Source organism: Granulosicoccus sp. 3-233, assembly GCF_052681095.1.
This window is the reverse complement of sequence record NZ_JBQYLE010000001.1, coordinates 533,334-555,527: the sequence shown is the minus strand read 5'-3', so window position 1 is coordinate 555,527 and position 22,194 is coordinate 533,334. Positions and strand designations below refer to the sequence as shown.

Genomic DNA, 22,194 nt, shown 5'->3' with positions numbered 1-22,194 from the left:
TCCTGTTGATCGACTGCCGACAGCGACCTTATTGCACGAAATAGCGAAAGCCCAGTCCGAAGGTCAATTCATCGATGAGGTCCACACCGACATAGGCTTCACCGGAGCCTGTCGGCAGCGTCAGACCACCACCAATACCGATCTCGTTGCTGGAGTCACTGAAGACATCCTTGACAGTGAGACGGTGAAAACCGAAGTTGCCGTACCAGCCCAGACCATTGGCAGCCAGAGGCTGACGACCACTGAACAGGGCTTCGAAGGACAGTCCCGTCAGGTCCAGATTCGTACCACTGACCTCATACTCGCCCGAGTGATAACTGGCCTTGGCAGCGATATCGACACGCTGACTGATACGCTGATTCGACAGGTGATACAGGATACCCAGTCCGACCGGGGTGCCATCTGCGGGTCCGAACTCACTGAGACCGATGTCGCCGATGACCACGATTTCCGGAGAAACCCGATAATTGACTCGCGCTCCGAAATTCTGGTAATCGGTAACGCCCAGGTCACCGGTGACAAACCCCAGCTCCACGGACAAGTCCGAGAGCATGTCGGGGCTGGCGGAGCGACCATTGGGCAGGCCGAAGAACTCGGCCTGCGCATTGCTTGTCAGCAGGGACGCCGCAACGACCAGGGTTGCGAAGATTCTGGATAGTGGTTTGGTCATTGAGCTGATACCGATTTGACAGACTGCAGTTGATTTACTTCAGGAAATGACGGTAACCGGCGCCGAAGCCCAGATCGTCGATGTGCATCACACCCGCGAAGAACTCACCGGATTGAGAGGCCGTCGGCATGGTAAGACCCGCTCCCAGAGCCAGCTCGGTATCGGAATCGCCCTCACCACTGGTGCGATTGAGGCCGACACTGGCATTCCAGAACAGCGTACCTTGCGAGTTCACTGCTTCCCGGCCACTGAACAGGGCTTCGACCATGATGGACGTTACCGAGACGTCTCCGCTGAAACGGCTGTTCTCGAGACTGGTCTTGTGCAAGCTGGCATGAATGCCGAAATCGGTATTGTCCAGCACACCATCCATCTGGTAGAAGCCGCCCAGACCATATGCAAGACCGTCGAAATCGGCACCGAAATCATACTCGGCCTGTCCCAGGTCCACGTAGGCGACAGTCAGTGGGTTGACCTTGTAGTTGAAGCGTGCACCAAAAAAGGTGTAGTCCACGTCATCGAACTCGCCGAAAACGGCCCCGGCTTCAACCGACTTGTCGGGTGAGCGACTGACGTCCGCTGAGCGACCATTGAGCAGGCCCAGTGGCTCTGCCATCGCGGCACCCGACAGGGTCATCGCGGCCACACCCAAGGCCAGGAGGCCGGTTTTGTTCAATTTCTTCATTTCAAGCTCCATGAAAAGGCTGATTTCGGAACGTTGCGTCCATTGGAATTCTAGTTGAATACCTGCTCGCGTGTGGCCAGAAACTCGACATCCGGCCAGCGCTCCTGCGACATCTGCAGATTGACACGAGTCGGTGCCAGATAAACAAGCTCTCCGGCATGATCATGTGACAGGTTCATGTCCAGCTTTCGTGTGAAATCGGACAGCATCTTCTCATCCGCACAGCGGATCCAGCGGGCCTGCTGAACACCCACTGTCTCGAACTGACACTCTACCTTGTACTCATCTCGCAGCCGCTGCGCAACCACTTCAAACTGCAGCACCCCGACGGCACCCAGAATCAGGTCATTGCTGACCAGTGGCTTGAACAGCTGGGTAGCACCCTCTTCGCACAGCTGGCTGAGTCCTTTCTGCAGGGCTTTCATCTTCAGTGGGTCCTTCAGCACGGCGCGCCGGAACAGCTCCGGGGCGAAATTCGGAATGCCGGTGAATGCCAGCTCCTCGCCCACCGTGAAGGTGTCACCGATGCGGATGGTGCCATGGTTGTGCAAGCCGATGATGTCGCCGCTGAAGGCCTCTTCGACGTGACCGCGATCCGCTGCCATGAATGTCAGGGCGTCATTGAGCCGAATTTCCTTGCCCAGACGAATATGACGCACTTTCATGCCCTTGCTGAAGGTGCCCGAACAGATACGCACGAAGGCCACCCGATCGCGGTGCTGCGGATCCATGTTTGCCTGAATCTTGAAGGCAAAGCCGGTGAATTTCTCTTCCACGGGTTGCACTTCGCGAGTGACCGTGTTTCGCGGCTGCGGTGCCGGTGCATACTTGACGAAGTCGTCAAGCAACTCGGCAACACCGAAATTGTTGATGGCAGAACCGAAATACACCGGCGTCAGCTCGCCCGCCAGATAGGCATCGAGATCGAACTCGTGACAGGCTCCCTGCACCAACTCCAGCTCCTCGCGCAACTCGGCCGCCATGCTGCCCAGGATTTCGTCCAGCTTGGGATTGTCCAGCCCTTGCACCACTTCGCCTTCCTGCATCTTGCCGCCGTGCGTGGCCGAATAGAAGTGAATGCAGTCGGTGTGCAGATGATAGACGCCCTTGAACCGCTTGCCCATGCCGATGGGCCAGGTGATCGGGGCACAGCGGATGTTGAGCATGCTCTCCACCTCATCCATCAGTTCGATCGGATCACGTCCTTCACGGTCGAGCTTGTTGATGAAGGTCATGACCGGTGTGGTTCGCAGACGGCAGACATCCATGAGCTTCTCGGTACGTCCCTCCACACCCTTGGCCACGTCAATGACCATCAGCGCCGAATCCACCGCCGTCAGTGTGCGGTAGGTATCCTCCGAGAAATCCTCGTGCCCCGGGGTATCCAGAAGATTGACGATATGGTCACGATAGGGAAACTGCATGACTGACGAGGTCACCGAGATGCCGCGCTCCTGCTCCATCGCCATCCAGTCCGAGGTGGCATGCCGGGCAGCCTTGCGCCCCTTGACGGTTCCCGCCAGCTGAATGGCACCGCCGAACAACAGCAGTTTTTCAGTCAGCGTGGTCTTGCCGGCATCCGGATGCGAAATGATCGCAAAGGTGCGCCGTCGGTTGATTTCCTGAGTCAGTCTGGCGTCAGCCATGGTGAGGTCACTGCATAAGTTAGCCGCGGAGTATAACGCCTGTTGCCGCAAGGGTCGCGTGCCGGGCAACGGCTACTGCAATCAGGTATCAATCCGACGACAGATAGCGCGCCATGACAAGCGCATCCTCACGACCGCCGCTGGCGTCGTAATAGTCCTTGCGCAGGCCGATCTCGTTGAAACCGGATTGTTGATAGAGTGCCACGGCCCGGGTGTTGGAGGGGCGTACTTCCAGGAACATGACTTGCGCACCGAGACGGGCGGATTCCTCCACCAGGTGCTCCAACAGGGTGCGCGCCAGGCCCTGACGCTGCCAGGGTCTGTCGATGCACAGGTTCAGCAGATGCGCCTCATCGGCACCGATCTGCAGGACCCCGTAACCGGCGATGTCCTCACCGATCTTGAGTAGCGGGCAGATATAGCCGGCCTTGACGCAATCGCGGAAAATGCCATCGGTCCACGCAAATTCATAGTTGCGCCGATCCATGATTCCGATGGCCGCCACATCACCGGCTCGCATCGGAACGAATGACACCGGCTTGTCGTCTCGTCGTGCATTCATCGGCAGGCAGGCTCCATTGGACACGGTTCAACAGATCGTGGCGTTGCGCAATTGCTCGGACCGTTGTGCAGCCTGCATCGACAGGACCCCGACACGCCTGTCACGGCACAGCTCCGTCGAGCGTTGCCCGCAGGCGTTTCAGCACCTGCCAGGCCTGGCGCTTGAGCTGAGGCTGTTCCAGCAGAACGGCGGGATGTGCAACCCGCCACAATGGCAGTCCTGACCCCGGCAATCGACTCTGATGCTGTTCGACGGCGATATCGCCCGGGTCGAAGCTCCAGGGGTTCATCAGCAACAGTACGCCACGGGTGCCTGCCGTGCACAGACCGCTCACCCCGGCCTGAGAGACGGCATCGCCGCCCACCACATCTGCCGCAGCCAATCGATGGCCCAGCTGGCACCGGCGGGTATCCCGATTACTCAGCGCTATCGAGCGCAGCATCAGTTCGAACAGGCGACCATCGTCACCGGCCATCGATCCGGCCTGCCAGGACGGCGCCCGCTGTGCCAGTACAACCAGCAGCGGTGCCTCGGCAACGCCCAGTACCGGGTGCAGGCCACCCCTGAATTCTATCGGCACCAGAGCCTGTTCCAGTACCCACTTACCCAGGCCGCCGGCCGCCAACGGAGGCTGCTCGGACCCGCCAGCCTGGACGGCCGCCGGCGCACTGTCGTTCCGCTCTGCCGGTGTTGATGCCGGTATTGAGGCCGGTGTCGGTGTCGGTGTCGGTGTCGGTGTCGGTGTTGGCTTCGGTGTAGATGTGGGTGTTGATGTCGATGGAACCTGCGGCGACACGGCTTGTGTAGTAGTTGTCAGCGTTTCAGGAGCGGTGTCACCATGCTGCGCTTCTGAAGCGGCATGATTCTCCGACTGTGATGCCAACGCCGGCATGACAGGCTCTGTCGCAACAGGCGTCTGATCGACTGCCTCTGCTCCTGTTCTTGTCTCTGTCTCTGTCTCTGTCTCTGCCCCCGTCTCTGCTTCTGCCTCGGCAGCGACGGCAGGTGATGAGTTCAACGCAGCCACCCGCAACCCGGCCATATCCTCCGGCAATCGCGAGATCCACGGCACAATGCCCATTGTCTGCAGGCAATGCTGTTGTCGAGCGGTATAACGCATCAGGGTCGGCAGGCGCGAATCAGAACGGTCAGTCGTGCATCAGACAGACTGGCGGGCGCGCTTGCGGTAGACCCGGAACAGATAGTACACGGGACCCGACAAGGCATAGAGTGCAGAGGCGATCAGGATCATCTTGGCCGGATCGACCGCGGTTACCACGAACAGTAGCAGCAGGCCCAGCAACATGGCAAACGGCACCTTGCGGTTGGTACCCAGATCCTTGAAGCTGTAATAGGTGAAGGTGCTGACCATAGCCACACCGGCAAACAGCGTCATGATGCCCACCAACAGGACGACATCGGGACCATTGACGCCCATTTCACTCATGACCCAGACAAAGCTGGCCAGAAAGGCGGCAGCCGAGGGACAGGCCAATCCCTGGAAAAATCGCTTGTCGGCCGTGCCCACAGCCACATTGAAGCGAGCCAGACGCAAACCACAGCAGGCCGTGTAGACAAAGGCGATCACCCAGCCCAACTGGCCGTGGTAGGCCTCGGTCAGACTCGACAGGGACCAGCTGTACATGAGGAATGCTGGCGCCATGCCGAATGAGATCATGTCCGCCATGCTGTCGTATTCGGCGCCAAATGCCGTCGTGGTATTGGTCATGCGCGCGACACGGCCATCAAAACCGTCCAGCACCATGGCCACGATGATGGCAATACCGGCTTGCGTGTACTCACCACCGTAAGCCAGCACGATGCTGTAAAAACCGGCAAACAATGCGCTCGTCGTGAACAGATTGGGCAGCAGATAGATGCCCCTGGACGGTCGCTTGCGTGCCTCGCTTGACTCCACCATCGAATTCATTGCCTCATTACCGCTTCAGCCAACCGGCAGTTTACCCTGCCGGAGGCAATCACACGCGCCCGTGTCAGGGCTTCAGGCTTTTATCACCACGGGCGATACCCGTCGCGCCGGAACGCACGGCTTCGATGATGTTGTCTCGACCGATGGCATCGAGAAAACCCGACAGCTTGTAGTCGTCACCGGTAATCTCGATGACATAGCTGGATTCGGTGACATCGAGGATCTGACCGCGAAAGATGTCCGCCATGCGCTTGAGCTCTTCGCGCCCGGCATCCACCGCACGAACCTTCACCATCATGATTTCGCGCTCGATGAACGGCACTTCGGTCAGATCGGTCAGACGCACCACATCCACCAGCTTGTTCAGCTGCTTGATGATCTGCTCGACGATCCGGTCGGTGCCGATGGTCACGATGGTCATGCGTGACAGGGTCGGATCGTGCGTGGCTGCCACGGTCAGCGACTCGATATTGTAACCGCGAGCACTGAACAGACCGGACACGCGTGACAACGCGCCCGATTCGTTTTCCAGCAGGACAGATATAACGTGCCTACGCATCACGCCAGCTCCCGAGCAGGGTTCAATCGCATTTCGTGGTGTCCCTTCCCAGCTTCGATCATGGGATACACGTTCTCCTTCTGATCCGTCTGAAAATCCATGAAGACCAGGCGATCCTTCATCGCGAAGGCCTCCTTCAGGGCGCCTTCCACATCACCGGGTTTTTCGATCCGCATGCCCACATGACCATAGCTCTCTGCCAGTTTCACGAAATCCGGCAAGGCGTCCATGTACGAATGCGAATAACGCTTGTCGTAATTGAATTCCTGCCACTGCCGGACCATGCCCATGTAACGGTTATTCAGGCTGATGATCTTGATGGGCGTGCTGTACTGCATGGCCGTGGAGAGCTCCTGAATGCACATCTGCACACTCGCCTCACCGGTGATGCAGGCCACCACTTCATCGGGGAAAGCCAGCTGAACGCCAATGGCAGCGGGAATGCCGAAGCCCATGGTGCCCAGTCCGCCGGAGTTGATCCAGCGCCGTGGCTTGTCGAAGCCATAGAACTGCGCCGCCCACATCTGATGCTGACCGACGTCGGAGCAGATATACGCATCACCCTTGGTCTCGCGCCACAACGCCTCGACCACTGCCTGCGGCTTGATCAGCTTGTCATCGAGCTCATAGGCCATGCAGTTGGTGTCAGACCAGCCCTTGATGGTCGCCCACCATTGAGCCAGATCGGCAGGATCGGCGCGCTTGCCGGTGTCCTTGATCAGCGCGATCATGGCATCCAGCACGTGGGTGACATTGCCCACGATGGGCACATCGACCGTCACGTTCTTGGAAATGGACGCCGGGTCGACATCGACGTGCACGATCTTGGCGTCCGGACAGAAGCTCTCGATCTCGCCGGTGACACGGTCATCAAAGCGCGCGCCGATGGCAATCAGCACATCGCAATCGTGCATGGCCATGTTGGCTTCATAGGTGCCATGCATGCCCAGCATGCCCAGGTTCAGCTTGTTGGACGCAGGGAATGCGCCCAGACCCATCAATGTCTGTGTGATCGGATAACCGAGCAGCTCGGTGAACTCGGTGAGCTGAGCCGCGGCATTGCCGAGTACCACACCACCACCGGAATAGATCATGGGGCGTTTGGCCGACAGGATGAGATCCACCGCCTTGCGAATCTGGCCCGGATGGCCCTGCTCCGCCGGACTGTAGGAGCGCATGTTCACGGTCTTGGGATAGTTGAACGGCACCGTTACACCCGGAGCCGTGAAATCCTTGGGAATGTCCACAACCACCGGACCGGGTCTGCCGGTAGTGGCCACATGAAAGGCCTTCTTCATGGTCTCGGCAAAGTTCTCGAGAGAGTCCACGAGAAAATTGTGCTTGACGCAAGGTCGCGTGATGCCGACACAGTCGACTTCCTGGAAGGCGTCGCTGCCAATGAAACGGCTCTGCACCTGCCCGGACAGTACAACCATGGGAATGGAATCCATGAATGCCGTGGCGATGCCTGTCACCGCATTGGTTGCTCCCGGACCCGACGTGACCAGCACGACGCCCGGTTTGCCTGTTGCACGCGCATAACCATCTGCCGCGTGCGTTGCTCCCTGTTCGTGCCGCACAAGAATATGCTTCACGGAGTTCTGTTCATACAAGGCATCGTAGATGTGCAGCACTGCACCACCTGGATAACCGAAAATGAACTCGACGCCTTCTTCCTTCAGCGCTTCGATCAGTATTTCACCACCGGATAATTCCACCGCTTCTTTTCCTCATTACTCGCTGGATATTCAGGGACGCCGTCGACAATGCGCACGAGAGACCCATGGCCTGCACGCACGTCTGATAGCATCATGATTGCGTTGTAGAGGTGGCTGGCAACAATGTGGGTCCTTGTCACGAGTGGGCAGTGGTGGGTTGAACCGCCTGTGATCACACCACGAGAGGTAATTCGGGTGAGTGACTTGAACTGATTGCCGGGCCGGATTGTGTCGAACCCCATACAGGAAGAGAGTATAACGCCTTGCGAGCCATTACGGGAGCCGGAAACAGGCTCATGATAGATTGGCACGAACCAAGCAACACGTTGTCCCACAACGTACTGCCCCCTGCCATGGAAACTTGAATCACACTGTGCATCCGGAATATTCCAGTCAGACCCCTCGGACCAGGGCCAGACGCCGGTCCAGTGGCGCTCGCTTGCAGCGGGCCACTGGCATCATTTTCGGTGTGCTGCTGGCACTAGGGGTCAGCAGTATCGGCGCGCAGCAGAATCTGCCGAGCATGGGTGAACCGGCCGACAGTGCCTTGTCCCCGATCGAGGAACAGCAGCTGGGCGCGCAGTTCATGCGCCAGATTCGCGCTCAACTGCCTCTGATTCGTGATGTGCAGCTCACGGAATACATCCAGAGCCTGGGCTCGAAACTGGTCGCGGCATCAGGCAAGGGAGAATCGCTGGACTTCACCTTCTTCATCATCGACGATCCTCAGATCAATGCCTTCGCCATCCCGGGGGGTTATGTCGGCATCAATTCGGGACTGGTTGCCGTCATGGAGCAGGAAGAGCAACTGGCCAGCGTGGTGGCACACGAGGTCGCTCACGTGACTCAGCGGCACCATGCTCGCGCCTTTGCCACCGGCAATCGGGCAACGCTCAGCACAGCCGCTGCCGTACTGGCGGCCATCATCATCGGCCAGGCTTCACCGCATGCCGGTCAGGCCGCGCTGGCTGCGGGCCTGGCGGCCAGCCAGCAATCCGCCATCAATTTCACTCGCAGCAACGAGATCGAGGCAGATCGCATCGGCATCGAGATACTGGCCAACGCCCGCTACGATGCGCGAGCCATGGCCGAATCGTTTGCCATTCTGCGTCGCAAGAATTCGCTCAATACCTCCAATCTGCAGCTGGAATATCTGCGCACTCACCCGCTGGACAACAACCGCATTGCCGAAGCGACCGATCGGGCCGATTCCCAGCCACGACGGGAGCGATTGAACAGTCCCGATTACGACCTGTTCCGTGCCCGCCTGGCGGTTCTCAGCGCCAACGACAGCGGTGAACTGATGCGTACTTACCTTGCGCGTCATCAGACATCGCCCGACATCAGCAGTTGTTATGCACTGGCCCTGATCAACCAGAGAGCCAACCGGCTCGACCAGGCCAAAGCCTACCTGCAAGAGCTGGACACACTGATCAAGGCGCACCCGATGGTCGAGCTGTTGCGCGCCGATATCGCCGGCATGGAGCAGCAGCGTGGTGATGACTCGATTCTGGCTGCCCTGTCGGAACTGTATCCGGAACGGTACTCCATCGTGGAAAAGCGTCTGGAGCAACTCATACAGGATCGTCGTCTGGGACTGGCCATGCAGATTGCCAACGAATACCTGCGCAGCAACAGCAACCCTGACCCACTGGCCTGGAGACAACTGGCCAGCATACAGGAGAGGCTGGATGACCAGGCAGGCAGTCACGAGTCCCTGGCTCGTTACTTCCAGGCACTGGACGAACTGGAACGCGCCACCAGCCAGCTTGAGCTGGCGTTGCAGCAGGTAGCACCGGAATCACAGGATCAGCTCCGACTGGAAGCGAGCCTCAAGGAACTCAGAGCCCAGGCAACACGCCTGCGCTGAAAAGCGGGTTGATCGCGAATCGGGTTACGCTGAATGGTGGGACTGACCGAATCGCGCTGCGCTGCCAGGTGCAGCGCGGTACGCGGCTCATCTGAGCGCCTGAACAGCCTCTGACGACAGTCGCTGTCGTCAGAGGGTCGTGGAAAACGGCTGAAGCCGGTATTACGCCTGGACAGGCCCGGCTGCCACCAGCTCCCGGCCACTGTCGGTATCGGTGTACTGCACGAAATTGTCGATGAACAGTTGCGCCAGCTTGTCCGCTTCACTCTGCCACTGACTCTCATCCTCATAGGTGCTGCGTGGATCCAGCAGATTGGCATCGACACCTGGCAACTCCGTGGGTATACGCAGACCGAAGGTCGGGATGGTCTGTGTGGCCCCCTCTTCGATCGAGCCATCGAGAATGGCATCGATGATGGCACGCGTCGCCTTGATGGAGATTCGCTTGCCAGTGCCATTCCAGCCGGTATTCACCAGATAGGCCCTCGCACCGGAAGCCTGCATGCGCTTGCCCAGCTCTTCCGCGTAGCGGGTGGGATGCAGACTGAGAAAGGCCTTGCCGAAGCAGGCGGAAAAGGTGGGCTGCGGACTGGTGACACCCAGCTCGGTACCCGCCAGTTTGGCGGTGAATCCGGACAGGAAGTGATAGCGGGTCTGCTCGGGGGTCAGCAACGATACCGCTGGCAGCACACCGAAAGCATCAGCCGTGAGGAAGATGACCTTGTCGGCATGGCCGGCACGGGATATCGGTTTGACGATATTGTCGATATGATTGATGGGATAGGAGACACGGGTATTCTCGGTCTTGCTGGCATCGTCATAGTCGATACTGCCATCGTCACGCACCACCACATTCTCGAGCAGGGCGTTGCGACGAATAGCGCCATGGATATCCGGTTCAGCCTCGGCACTCAGCCGGATCGTCTTGGCATAGCAGCCGCCTTCGAAGTTGAAGACGCCATCGTCATCCCAGCCGTGCTCATCGTCGCCGATCAGGCGGCGCTTGGGATCCGTGGACAGGGTGGTCTTGCCGGTGCCGGACAAACCGAAGAACACCGCAGTGTCACCTGCTTCGCCCACATTCGCCGAACAGTGCATGGATGCAATACCCTTCAAAGGCAGGATGAAGTTCATGTAGGAGAACAGACCCTTCTTCATTTCACCGCCATACCAGGTACCGGCGATCAACTGCATCTTCTCGGAGAAATTGAAGGCCACGAAATTCTCCGAATTCATGCCGTGCTCCTGCCACTTGTCATTGGTTGCGGAGGCGGCATTCATGACCACGAAGTCCGGATCGAAGCCGATCAGCTCGCTATCCGTCGGGCGAATGAACATATTGGTGACAAAGTGCGCCTGCCAGGCGACCTGCGTGATGAAGCGTACGGCCACCCGGCTGTTCTCGTTGGCACCGCAGAACGCATCCACGACAAAGAGTCGCTGGCCGTCAAGATCGTTGCAGACCAGGGCCTTCAGATCACCCCAGACCGATTCGGAAATGGGCTTGTTGTCATTGGCCCCCTGATCCGACCACCATAGTACATCACGGGTCAGGTCGTCCTTGACGATGTACTTGTCCTTGGGGCTGCGGCCGGTAAACGCGCCGGTATCGACAGCAACAGCACCCGACTGCGTCAGAGTACCTCGCTCCAGGTCGGTCAGATCATCCTTGAGCTCTTCTTCGAAGAGCAACTCGTAAGACGGGTTATAGACAATCTCAGCGGCTGAGTTGATGCCATAAGGGGTCAGATCCAGTACGGGTGACAAGACACGAGCCGTCTGATTCATAGGGTGCTCCTGATAGTTGGTATCGCTGGGACTCGGATTGAGCCATTACAAATGCAAGCTGTAGCGGCTCCGATGGGCGGAACTATACTGTAGAGTGAAGCAGCTTTACACCCACTACACGGGTAAAAAATCTTTTAAAACAGCAACTTGAACGTTAAAATTCCTATTCATGTAGTTTCACTACACAGCTTTATCGTCCGACCAAAGTACCGGTCTGCTGCAATAACACGGACTTGGGGTCCACCCGAGCGACGATTCCGCGATCAAGGCGCTCATGACAAGGTCATGAATATTTTTTTGGGTAGTTTCAATTCAAGTGAACCTGCTTCAATGATCGCACCGTTATTCGGCCAGAAATGCCCATTCTGACAGGCCGCACCAGTACAGTGCGCGACATCAAGCAGAGGTCAAAGCCAGGGGTTTGCAGCCCCTGCTGGCTTGCTGGTCGTGCACAGGGCCTGGGTGGGACGATCGGTCGAAGACGAGTGCTGGGGGGGCGGCTAACGCTGAACGCCGCACGCCGCACGCCGCACGCCGCACGCTGAGGGCTGAGGGCTGAGGGCTGAGGGCTGAGGGCTGAGAGCTGAGAGCTGAGAGCTGAGAGCTGAGAGCTGAGAGCCGAGAGCCGAGAGCTGAGAGCTGAGAGCTGAGAGCTGAGAGCTGAGAGCTGAGAGCTGAGAGCCGAGAGCTGAGAGCTGGGAGCCGAGAGCCGAGAGTTGGGAGTCGGGAGCTGGGAGCCGAAAGTTGGGACTCGAGAGCTGGGCGCTGGGAGCCGAAAGCTGGGCGGCGGGAACCGGGGGACGAATGCCGGACGCTGAGGGTAGCGGTCAGTATCGGACGCAAAGCTGACAAGACAATCACCGGGGAAGACAGGGCTTCTCCGATGATTGTCCTGCCTTCAAGGCAGCCGGGTCAGGAGGACTACTGCAGAATGGAGAATTCGACCCGGCGGTTGGCTGCTCTGCCCTGTGCAGTGCGATTACTGGTACGGGGACGAGATTCTCCGTAGGCCTGAGGCTTCAGACGCGAACCGGAAATTCCGGCATCGACCAGATATCGAGCCACGGCAATGGCTCGCCTCTTCGACAACTGCAGATTGACGGCTGCCGACCCTTCGTTGTCGGTATGGGCTTCGATGATGACGCGCACGTCCGGGTAATCCTTCAAGGTCTGCGCGACTCCAGCCATGACATCAAGTGCCTCGGCAGTCAGACGGGCGGACCCGGGCTGGAAGTTGACACCTTCAACCACCCCACCGAAGATCGCGCAGCCATCCGTCTTGACGGGGGCATTCGCGGCTGTACCCGGACATTGGTCTTCACTATCGGGCACACCATCGCCATCGGCATCAGTCTGTGAAACAGCTGGTGCGACAGGTTCCGGTCTGTCAGGCAGCGGCTCCGGGTCTGCCACGGCAATGGGCGGCACCGATTCCAGCGGCACGCCTTCCACCGGTATGTCGTTGACCTCTGGCAGGATTGTCGGTTGCTCAGGCTGCGAACGAGTGGCAGAGCGCCCGCTGTCTGTCGAGCCGAAACGATAGATCAATCCCAGCTGTGCGTACTTCGCATCTGTCTCATGAGCAACCAGTTCGGCACGAACGCCGACGCCATTGACAAGGCCGTACTCCAGCCCGACGCCTGCCAGCAAGTGCACATCATTGACCTGGTTGAACCGTACACCGCTGGCGTCGTTTTCCAGCGCACCAACACCCAATCTGCCAAAGACCGCCAGACCTTCGCGACGCGCTCGATCACGCGGCTCCTGCGAACCATAGGCCAGGGCACTGAGACCGGCCACGGTGTAATCGATACTCCCTCGCGGATCGAGAGAAGCCTCACCCAGCGCAGCCACATGACCTTCCACACTGAAGCGGCTATTGATGTCATAGCCCAGCGCCAGTGATGCTCCGCCACTCATGTTTTCATCGACCGATGTACCGGCCACGCCATCGGTATCGGGCTCCAGACGGCTTGCCAGGACCCCGGCGCCAGCGTAGACACGCGGCTGGAAGTCCCTATCTGCCCGACTGCCCCCAACCGAACTGCAACCGGCCAGCACCATCACGCTACCCAGCAGACCTGCCGACAGTGCCAGGCGACAACCCGGCCCCCTTCCCCGGCGACTGGCGCCGCCAGCCGGGTTCCTGCAAGCAGGTCGGAACAACGATTTCCCAGCCTGCCGCAGGCTACGTCTGCCTTCAACGAACATCTCGATCATGAGTCGGAACCGGTCTCCCTGCGTCGGCGAACACGCGCACCCAGCGCCAGGACACTGCCGCCCAGCAGCAATGGCAACAGAGGATCAACCCCCGAACGACTGGCAACCGTTGCAATGCTGCAACCGAATCCGGAGCCGCCCAGACCGGTTTCCACTTCACCGCTGAGGGCCTGGCCCTGTTGCAGGTCGGGAACACCATCGCCATCGGAATCAGGCAGGTCCAGCGGATTCCCCTGCGACTGGCCATCGTCATTGTCATCGAGCGGACCGGCAAAACCATTGCCGTCTGCATCCGGGTCGAAACGATCAACGACACCATCACCATCGCTGTCCGGACCGGTGACGAAATCCTTGTCGACAGAATCATCGATACCATCGTTGTCGATATCGCTGCCGCCCGTGAAGTCGGCATCATTCACATCCGGAATGCCATCACCGTCGCTGTCAGCCAGCAGATCGATACGGCTGTCACTGTTTTCATCCCGACCACCGGCTTCGATCAGATCACTGATGCCATCGCCGTCACTGTCAAGGTCGATGCTGTTGGGAATACCGTCGTTGTCGGTATCCGTCGGCGCTGCCAGATGGGCGGCGACATTGTCATCAAGACCATCGCCATTGCTGTCGACGAAGTTGTCGACCTGACCGTCGTTGTCCTGATCGTTGTCGCTGCCACTGTTCTCGAACAGATCCGACAGACTGTCCTGATCACTGTCCAGATCGCGCGAATCGGCGATGCGATCACCATCGGTATCTCGTAGCGACACTGCAGAGCCCAGACGAGTGTCATCGGCCCCATCATTGTTCTCATCGATGAAATCGTCCAGGCGTGCGTTCAGATCGGCATCGGCCAGCCCGGCTTCGTGCACATCCGGAATTCCGTCGTTGTCGGAATCCAGATCGAGCGGGTCGGAAACGCCATCTCCATCGGTATCCACGACATGATCGCTTGCACCGGCTGCCAGACCAAACGCATCCACACTGGCCGAGGACGCCAGGCGACCACTGGCAGAGACGGCCGTGCGCCCTGCTTCCAGCGCATCGAACTGGCCATCGTTGTCACTGTCCAGGTCTCGATAATCGGGCACACCATCGCCGTCTGTATCCAGCCCTCTTTCCACGGAATCGAGGATGCCGTCGTTGTCGCTGTCACGATCAAGGCGATTGATGATGCCATCACTGTCACTGTCAGCGCTGCCCTCGACCAGATCGGAAATGCCGTCATTGTCATCGTCGGCATCCTGCGCGTTCGGCACACCATCCCCATCATGGTCCGCTGATGGTGTCGGTCCCGGATCGACTGCACCGCCGCCGGTGAACTGAACATCGGCATCCTGGAAGTCAGGCCTGCCATCGCCATTGGTGTCGACAGGTCTGGCCGCATCATCACCCACCTCGATGGCATCGCTGACACCATCGTTGTCAGAGTCCTGTTCACGGTAATCCGCCGCACCATCGTCATCACTGTCCGTTGGCTCTGAAGCGCTGCCGGTATTCTCTACCCGATCGAGAATGCCGTCGCCGTCCGAATCGGTATCCCGATAATCGCGCAGACCATCCGAATCCGTATCGAAGCGCGGCAGTGCACTGGCCTGCACCGCATCATCGACACCTTTCGTATCCAGATCGACAAAGCCATCGATACGACCGTCACCATCGCTATCGACGCCACCAGCTTCCACCAGATCGAAGATGCCATCACCGTCGCTGTCGGTATCCAGGTAATCGGGTGTGCCATCCCCATCCGTATCGAATAGAGGCGCATTGATGGTACCGCTATCGACGCCGGATTCGATTGCATCCGCCAGGCCGTTACGACCGACCGGATTGCGGATATCGATGGCCCCATTGTTGACGGTATCCAATACTGCAATGGTGGCTTCATTCAGCCGCCCCTCGATCAGATCGAGAATGCCGTCATTGTCGCTGTCCAGATCGTTGCCATCGGGCGTACCGTCGCCATCCGTATCCCGCGAGGTCGCATCAGCAACGCCATTGCCATCGGCATCGATGATGCCTTCCTCGGTATCGAGAATGCCGTCGTTGTCATCGTCCAGATCATCCTGATTGGCGATGCCATCGCCATCTCGATCTGGTCGATCATCGTCACGGATGCCATCGTTGTCGTTCGAACCGCCACTGCCCTCGCCCGAGTCGCCCGAGTCGCCAGTGTTGTTGTCGGTATTGCCGCTGGCAGCATCATTGTCGCGATAGTCCGGGATGCCATCGCCATCGGTGTCCACCGGTGAATCGACATTGCTGCCGACTTCCTGTCGATCGCCGATGCCATCACCGTCACTGTCCGACTCTCGGTAATCAGCAGCGCCATCGCCATCGGTATCGAGCGGTGCGCTGGAATTGCCGCCGGACTCGACTCTGTCGGGAATCGTGTCGCCGTCGGAATCCAGGTCGCGAAAATCCAGGATGTAATCGCCATCGGTATCGAACAGTGGCAAGGCAGACGCCTGTACCTTGTCATCCACACCCTTGCCATCACCATCGTAGAATCCGTCCAGTCGGCCGTCGGTATCGGCATCGACCCCGCCGGCTTCCACAACGTCGTAGATGCCGTCGTTGTCACTGTCACGGTCGCGGAAATCCGGCGTACCGTCCTGGTCCGTATCGGGCAGCTCGAATTTCATCTGTCCCGAATCGGGCCAGGTTTCTATTTCATCGGCCACACCGTTACGGCCAACCGGTATGCCGATATCGATGGCGCCATTCGGCACCTGATCCAGGGCCTTGACGGAATCGCGGGACAGACGCGCCTCCATGTTGTCCAGGATGCCGTCATTGTCGCTGTCCAGATCCAGCAGGTCCGGAACGCCATCACCGTCGGTATCGGCAGAATTGTTATCGGGGAAACCGTCACCGTCATTGTCGACACCACCTTCGACAGAGTCCAGGATGCCATCGTTGTCGTCGTCGAGATCGTCCTGATTGCGGATACCGTCTCCATCGGAATCCGGACCGTCCTCCGCTTTTGCCTGTAGCGGAAATCCCGCAGTTTCAGTCAACTGGAACGGGCTGGACGAATCGCTGTCGGCAGCCATGCCGGATGTGGATAGGGTTCCCAGAGCCAGGCCGATGGCCATGGTCAGTATTCCGGGAGTCACGGCCAGTGCGCCAGATGGGCGAGTGCACGGGCTCGTGAAGCGGCTGGTCAAGTGCTTCTTGCTCATGATGTTCGATTGACCGCAAGGCGGTCCCTGTTAACGATGACTTGTTTTTCCGGACACCACGTCAATTCCGGCACCGACAATACGATAACAGGTTACTTGGCGTATTAGCACGACCTACATCACGACCCTGCAGGATGTCTCCGACAACCTGCGCTACAGCTTAATCCCGGATGTAAAACCCTGTCAATTCCCTCGAATCAACAACACTCTCAGCGGGCAACAGCTCCCTGGTTTCGCTGAATGCGGATTTCCACCCGACGGTTGGTGGCACGATCTTCCTCGGTGACATTCTGCACCAGCGGCAGCAGTTCGCCATAGCCTTCGGCGTCCAGTCGCTCCTGTGCAACGCCCTGCGCCGTCAGATAATTCACCACGGTCTGCGCACGCTGCCGCGACAACTGCAGATTCTGTCCGGCATCACCGCTGTCATCGGTGTGGGCCATGACCACGATCCGAACCTCCGGATTCTCCAAAAGGGTTCGCGCGATGTCATCGAGACGACCATGGCTGTTGTTCTGCAGTTCGGCCGACCCGGTTGCGAATCCCAATCCATTCACCACCCCGGAAATACTGACCCCGGGGGCAAATCCCGGCTGTGGCAGTGGCATGACAGGCGGGTTTGATCGCGTCCTCGCGACCACCGGCCCCGCCGCCTTGAGTGGCGGTTCGGCGGCTTTCCCGGCCGAGCGTGCAGCAACCTTTGTCGCGGCCGGTGCCGGCTTGTGTTCATGCACCGAGGCGGCCGCCAGCAAGGTAACCGCTCGCCCGGTCTGACGAGGCGCTCTGTCCGGCAGTTCCCCTGCGTCCTGATCGGGCAAGGTCACGATATCCACCCGGCGATTGCGCAAACGGCCGGCCGAGCTGTGATTACTGGCAAGGGGTTGCAACTCTCCCATACCCACGGCTTGCAGTTGCCGGGCATGTACACCCCGACTCTGCAGGTATTGCACTACCGACTCGGCCCGCTCGGCCGACAGGCGCTGGTTCATGCTGGCAGTACCCTGTGAATCCGTATGGGCTCGTACCTGTACACGGGACTCGGGGAATGCCAGCAGGGTTTCCGCCAGCTGATCCAGGCGACTGCGGGCAGTGTCGGAAAGCCAGCGTGACCCACTGTTGAACACCACGTCTTCCAACACGGCATCAAAGAGCCCACAGCCGACACGGTCAACGGTCACGAACGCTTCGGTTGTCGGGCACTCATCATTCGCGTCGACGACCCCATCGCCATCCTGATCGTTGCTGCGCAATGCCGGACGCCAGCGATTGGCCATGCCCAATGCCGGTGGTGTGCTGGTCCGGGTGGCAGACGTTGGTGGCGCCTGATCTCGCTGATAGGCAGCAATCTGCACGCCGGCATCTGCGTCTGGCGGGGTATCGGACTCATAACGTCCTCTTGCACGCCCGTCCAGCACTCGCCCATCGATTCGAGTACGACTGCCATGAGCGTCACCATCGACGAGTGATTCGCGTGCCTCCTGAAGAATCGGCAGGGATGCAGAACACGCTGACAGGAGGCTGCAAACCAGCATGGCCAGTACGGTGCGGCTGCTGCCGACCATAGCAGGAGGTACTTTACTGCGGGGATGAATCATTGGTGTTCTGTTCCTGCCACACTAACGGCGTTGACAGGACAGCAAAAGCAATTTCCAAACCCGATCGAGTTTCGTTACTACTCGAGCCCCACAGGTTTGATTCGTTTTTGTCGATCAGAACACGTAACGAACTGCACAGGAAAGTCGGCTTGCCAGATTACAGAACCCGTAATTCGACCCGGTTGTTGAGCCGGCGTCCACCAGCTGTGTCATTGCTGGCGCGTGGCTGCGTATCACCAAAGGCACGAGCCTTCAGCCGCCTGACATCCACGCCCTGGCCGACCAGATAGCGCGCCACGGCTACCGCACGAGCCCGTGACAGCTCACGCGCGCGCTCGGGTTCCGGAAACGTCTGTGTATGGACACGGATTTCGACAACCAGCTCGGGATACAGATTCAGCGACCCGGACAGGCGTGACAACAACGTTTCCCCGACTGCCGTCAGGCGCGTGCTGTCGTCAACGAACTCCACGCCTTGCAGTACACCGCTGAACAAGGCACAACCCTGCGCATCGAGCGGCTCTCCCGCAGCCGGAACAGCGCAGGAACTGGCCGAAGCCGATAGAGACTGGTCGACGGTGACCACGGTCTGCTGCGCAGGTCGGGCGACCGTTGCGGCAGGAGCCTGCTCCGTGGAGGGTGCCGGCACCTCGACAGGGGCTGGGGCTGGGGCTGGCGTTTGCGCCTGCGCCTGTGCTTGCGGTTGCGGTTGCGGTTGCGGTTGCGGTTGCGGCAGTCTGGCAGGCACCGACGAAGAGCCTCTTCCAGCGCTGCGCTTCGCGCCGGGGCGCCAGTATACGGAGGCCAGTGCGGCCTGTGCGTCACCATCAAGACTGGCCAATTCGCCGCGCAAGCCCCAGGAATGACTCATGGGCCACTGGATACCGGCTCCGGCCCAGATAGCGGTGTTGTCCTCCTCGGCCAGAAGAATATCCGACTCGTTGCTGATCTTGCTCAGACCAAGCCGCACATAACCCGACCAGCCGTCCTGGCGTCGCCGAGCGTCAGCCTCACCCAGGACATAGGCGATGCCACCAATGGAAATTGCCGAATATTCGACCTCCTCCCCGGCGGACAGATCAGCCTTGCCAAGCTGCGTCCAGGCGGCCTCGACCCCCAGACGCTGGCCGATATCCATGCCACCATAGATGCCGGCAGCCACGGAATTTTCATCCTCGAGAGTGAAGGCAGAACCGTCAGTGTCCGGGCTCAGTCGTGACATGCCTGCTCCGGCACCGATATACCAGTTTCCCTGCTGCGCAAGCACCGGCTGGGCGACCAGAACGAGACTGCCCAGAGAAATGGAGAGGGCGACAACACGGGATACTGAAATGCACATTGGCTGACTGTCACTCATGGTTCAACGAGAATAAAGCGCCGCCACAATACGACAATCTGCACCGATTTGTTGTTAACTGTGATCAATTAACAGCTCACAGATTGCCGGAAAAGCGCATTTGTGCTCCGGGATGGCAGAGTGCGACACTTCATGGTGATGGCTATCGGCCAATCCGGGACAGACTGCAAGCCTGAAGTTGGTACGGGTTTGCACAAGCGCGGCAAATCGGTGTCCATCGAGGGGCGCAGCCGTGTTTCCCGGTTCGACAGAGTGGTAAACCGGGCCTCTTCAGCATTGACGGCGATATCGGATGAAGACCTTCTGCGCTGTGGCTTCCGCCCGTGTCAGCCTGCCCTGACAAGCCGAAGGCGGATTCATTCTGACGCGCAAGGTCAGCAGAAGAGGAAAAACAGCCATCCATGGCTACTATAGCTTCCCTGCCAGCAAGTACCACTTGGAGGAGGTTGCAGTGTGAAACAAATCACATTCTGCAAGCTCATTAGAGTCCCGGAAGCGCGGGCTGTCAACCCTGGTCACGTAAGTGATGCCAATTTCCTTTATAGATTCAGTCACTTGAATCAAGAATGGCCTTCTTCTGCCTTTGCTTGTGCTGCAGATACAGACCGACCCCCAGAAAGACTGAAATCAGAACCAGCAAGCCACTGATCAGGCCCTGCGTCTCCTCACCGACCCGAACACCGGCCCCGAGCAGTACGAACACCAGCATCTGGGGTATGTATCCGATACCGGAAGCCAGCAGGAACTTGCGATAGGACACGTCGGTAAAGCCGATGCACAGATTGGTCAGCAGATTGGTTCCCAGAGGCTGCAGACGCAATATCAGAACCTTGACAAAGGTATCGTGTCGCAGCAGCCGGCTCAGCCTTTCGATGAATGCAGGGTAGCGGCGCTCCACTCGATGTCTCAGCAGGCGCCGTGACACCTGGACCGTCAGATGACAGCCGCTCAGAGCGGCCATGAGCGACAACGCCAGACCAGGAAGCAGGCCATAGGCCAACCCACCGATAAAGGCCACCAACTGGCGCGGCAGTCCGATAGAGGTTGCCAGAGTGCCAACTGACAGGAAAACGACGATACCGTAGGCCCCTGCAGCCTCCAGAAGGAGACCCCAACGTCTAGCCGGTATTCGATCCTCCGGTACCGAGGCCGCGACCACCACGATGATCACCAGCAGCAGAATCGACGCTATCAGAGCTGGCAGTCGGCCGGATTGGCGGATAAGGCGAGTCATTCAGAATAACGATGTGTGCAGAAGGAACGCCATGCTGACATTGTTTCAGCAAAAACGAAGCCCCGGATCGAAAAATGATCCGGGGACCTGCTGTTGCCGGGGCTTGCGCAGACGGGCAGCGCCAACTGCAAGGTGACCGGCCTGCACGAATGGGTCAGTCGAAGACGCAGAAATTCCGCGGCTTCGTCGTCACCTCTGCTTCAGACCTTTTCCATATCAGCCATCGCACTTCGGCTGGTCGCTTCTGACGCATCGGTACGGAATACCTCGGCAGCCTCTGCCTGTGGCACATCATCGTTGGCATCGATCATGACACGGTAGATGACAGCACCGATGATGGCACCGGTAATGGGTGCAAGCCAGAACAACCAGAGCTGCTGCATGGGCAGAGTGACACCGTCACCGAACAGGTTCGCGATCAGGGCCTGAGCGGTGGAACGTGCCGGGTTGACACTGGTATTGGTCACGGGAATGCTGATGAAATGAATCAATGCCAGAGACAGACCAATGGTGAGTCCGCCCATCGCTGCAGAGGCGCGCTTTGCCGTCGCCCCCATGATGACGACCAGAAATACCGCGGTCATGACCACTTCGGTGACAAGAGCCGCCTGCATGCTGAACCCACCGGGAGATCCGTCGGTGCCGAATCCGTTGGTAGCGAAGGTACCGGGACCTGCTTCAATTGTAAAGCCCGGCTGCCCGGAGGCAATGGCATAGATGGTAGCAGCACCCAGCGTGCCGCCGATGACCTGGGCAATGATGTAACCGGGTGCCTTGGAAAATTCGAATCGACCGCCGGCGACCAGACCCAATGTCACGGCCGGATTGAAATGGCCGCCCGACACATGGCCGACGGCATAGGCGCCAGTCACAACGGTCAAGCCGAATGCAAGCCCTACCCCCAGAAACCCAAGCCCCAGGTTGACACCGCTGTCACCGGCCATGAACATCGCGGCCAGTATGGCCGAACCACAGCCGCCAAGAACCAACCAGAAGGTGCCGAATACCTCGGCCGCCAGTGCTTTTCCGTACATGTGTATTGCCCTCTTTGCAATTGAACAGGTTTATCCTCAGCAACGAAACGTAACCAGCCCGGCTGGGAGATGGAACTTCCGTGTCTGTCCGGCAATTCTAGAGAAGCAGGCACGCCATGGAAGCAGCAAACCGTGAACAAAGGT

At 59.0% G+C, this 22,194-nt stretch carries 16 protein-coding genes; 1 reads left to right on the top strand and 15 read right to left on the bottom strand.

Annotation, left to right across the window (positions count from 1 at the left end):
* Window positions 1-28: 28 nt before the first annotated feature.
* The 8 genes from ACUNV4_RS02480 to ilvB form a co-directional block, all read right to left on the bottom strand.
* Window positions 29-670: a hypothetical protein gene (locus ACUNV4_RS02480; RefSeq protein WP_430876904.1), complete on the bottom strand. Its 642-nt coding sequence runs from the start codon at window positions 668-670 to the stop codon at window positions 29-31.
* A 34-nt stretch (window positions 671-704) separates the two neighbouring features.
* Complete coding sequence (locus ACUNV4_RS02475) at window positions 705-1,355, bottom strand: hypothetical protein (RefSeq protein ID WP_430876903.1); 651 nt, start codon at window positions 1,353-1,355, stop codon at window positions 705-707.
* Between the two features lie 50 nt (window positions 1,356-1,405).
* Window positions 1,406-3,001 carry a peptide chain release factor 3 gene (locus tag ACUNV4_RS02470; protein WP_430876902.1) on the bottom strand — a complete coding sequence of 532 codons (1,596 nt, stop codon included), beginning with the start codon at window positions 2,999-3,001 and terminating at the stop codon, window positions 1,406-1,408.
* 88 nt (window positions 3,002-3,089) lie between these two features.
* Window positions 3,090-3,563 carry a ribosomal protein S18-alanine N-acetyltransferase gene (gene rimI / locus ACUNV4_RS02465; RefSeq protein ID WP_430876901.1) on the bottom strand — a complete coding sequence of 158 codons (474 nt, stop codon included), beginning with the start codon at window positions 3,561-3,563 and terminating at the stop codon, window positions 3,090-3,092.
* Window positions 3,564-3,663: 100 nt separating this feature from the next.
* Window positions 3,664-4,683, bottom strand: coding sequence for a hypothetical protein (locus ACUNV4_RS02460; RefSeq protein WP_430876900.1), 1,020 nt, complete (start codon window positions 4,681-4,683; stop codon window positions 3,664-3,666).
* A 39-nt stretch (window positions 4,684-4,722) separates the two neighbouring features.
* On the bottom strand, window positions 4,723-5,484 hold the full coding sequence (locus tag ACUNV4_RS02455) for a CDP-alcohol phosphatidyltransferase family protein (RefSeq protein WP_430876899.1): 762 nt from the start codon (window positions 5,482-5,484) through the stop codon (window positions 4,723-4,725).
* Window positions 5,485-5,557: 73 nt separating this feature from the next.
* Entirely contained in the window at window positions 5,558-6,052 is a 495-nt protein-coding gene (gene ilvN, locus ACUNV4_RS02450; protein ID WP_430876898.1) for an acetolactate synthase small subunit, read from the bottom strand.
* The gene (gene ilvB, locus ACUNV4_RS02445; RefSeq protein WP_430876897.1) at window positions 6,052-7,770 is read right to left on the bottom strand and encodes a biosynthetic-type acetolactate synthase large subunit; all 1,719 of its coding nucleotides are present in this window, start codon (window positions 7,768-7,770) and stop codon (window positions 6,052-6,054) included. The genes ilvN and ilvB overlap by 1 nt, the downstream gene beginning before the upstream one ends.
* 361 nt (window positions 7,771-8,131) lie before the next feature.
* Between ilvB and ACUNV4_RS02440 the strand changes: the two genes are divergently transcribed.
* Window positions 8,132-9,640: a M48 family metalloprotease gene (locus ACUNV4_RS02440; RefSeq protein ID WP_430876896.1), complete on the top strand. Its 1,509-nt coding sequence runs from the start codon at window positions 8,132-8,134 to the stop codon at window positions 9,638-9,640.
* 162 nt (window positions 9,641-9,802) lie between these two features.
* On the opposite strand, the gene pckA is transcribed toward ACUNV4_RS02440, so the two are convergent.
* From pckA to aqpZ, 7 genes are all read right to left on the bottom strand, one after another.
* Entirely contained in the window at window positions 9,803-11,428 is a 1,626-nt protein-coding gene (gene pckA, locus ACUNV4_RS02435) for a phosphoenolpyruvate carboxykinase (ATP) (RefSeq protein ID WP_430876895.1), read from the bottom strand.
* Between the two features lie 921 nt (window positions 11,429-12,349).
* Window positions 12,350-13,648 carry an OmpA family protein gene (locus tag ACUNV4_RS02430; RefSeq protein WP_430876894.1) on the bottom strand — a complete coding sequence of 433 codons (1,299 nt, stop codon included), beginning with the start codon at window positions 13,646-13,648 and terminating at the stop codon, window positions 12,350-12,352.
* The gene (locus ACUNV4_RS02425; protein WP_430876893.1) at window positions 13,645-16,830 is read right to left on the bottom strand and encodes a hypothetical protein; all 3,186 of its coding nucleotides are present in this window, start codon (window positions 16,828-16,830) and stop codon (window positions 13,645-13,647) included. The genes ACUNV4_RS02430 and ACUNV4_RS02425 overlap by 4 nt, the downstream gene beginning before the upstream one ends.
* A 209-nt stretch (window positions 16,831-17,039) precedes the next feature.
* Complete coding sequence (locus ACUNV4_RS02420; RefSeq protein WP_430876892.1) at window positions 17,040-18,392, bottom strand: OmpA family protein; 1,353 nt, start codon at window positions 18,390-18,392, stop codon at window positions 17,040-17,042.
* 190 nt (window positions 18,393-18,582) lie between these two features.
* Window positions 18,583-19,764: an OmpA family protein gene (locus ACUNV4_RS02415; protein ID WP_430876891.1), complete on the bottom strand. Its 1,182-nt coding sequence runs from the start codon at window positions 19,762-19,764 to the stop codon at window positions 18,583-18,585.
* A gap of 565 nt (window positions 19,765-20,329) precedes the next feature.
* The gene (locus ACUNV4_RS02410) at window positions 20,330-21,016 is read right to left on the bottom strand and encodes a TVP38/TMEM64 family protein (RefSeq protein WP_430876890.1); all 687 of its coding nucleotides are present in this window, start codon (window positions 21,014-21,016) and stop codon (window positions 20,330-20,332) included.
* 200 nt (window positions 21,017-21,216) lie between these two features.
* On the bottom strand, window positions 21,217-22,050 hold the full coding sequence (gene aqpZ / locus ACUNV4_RS02405; protein WP_430876889.1) for an aquaporin Z: 834 nt from the start codon (window positions 22,048-22,050) through the stop codon (window positions 21,217-21,219).
* Between the last annotated feature and the right edge of the window lie 144 nt (window positions 22,051-22,194).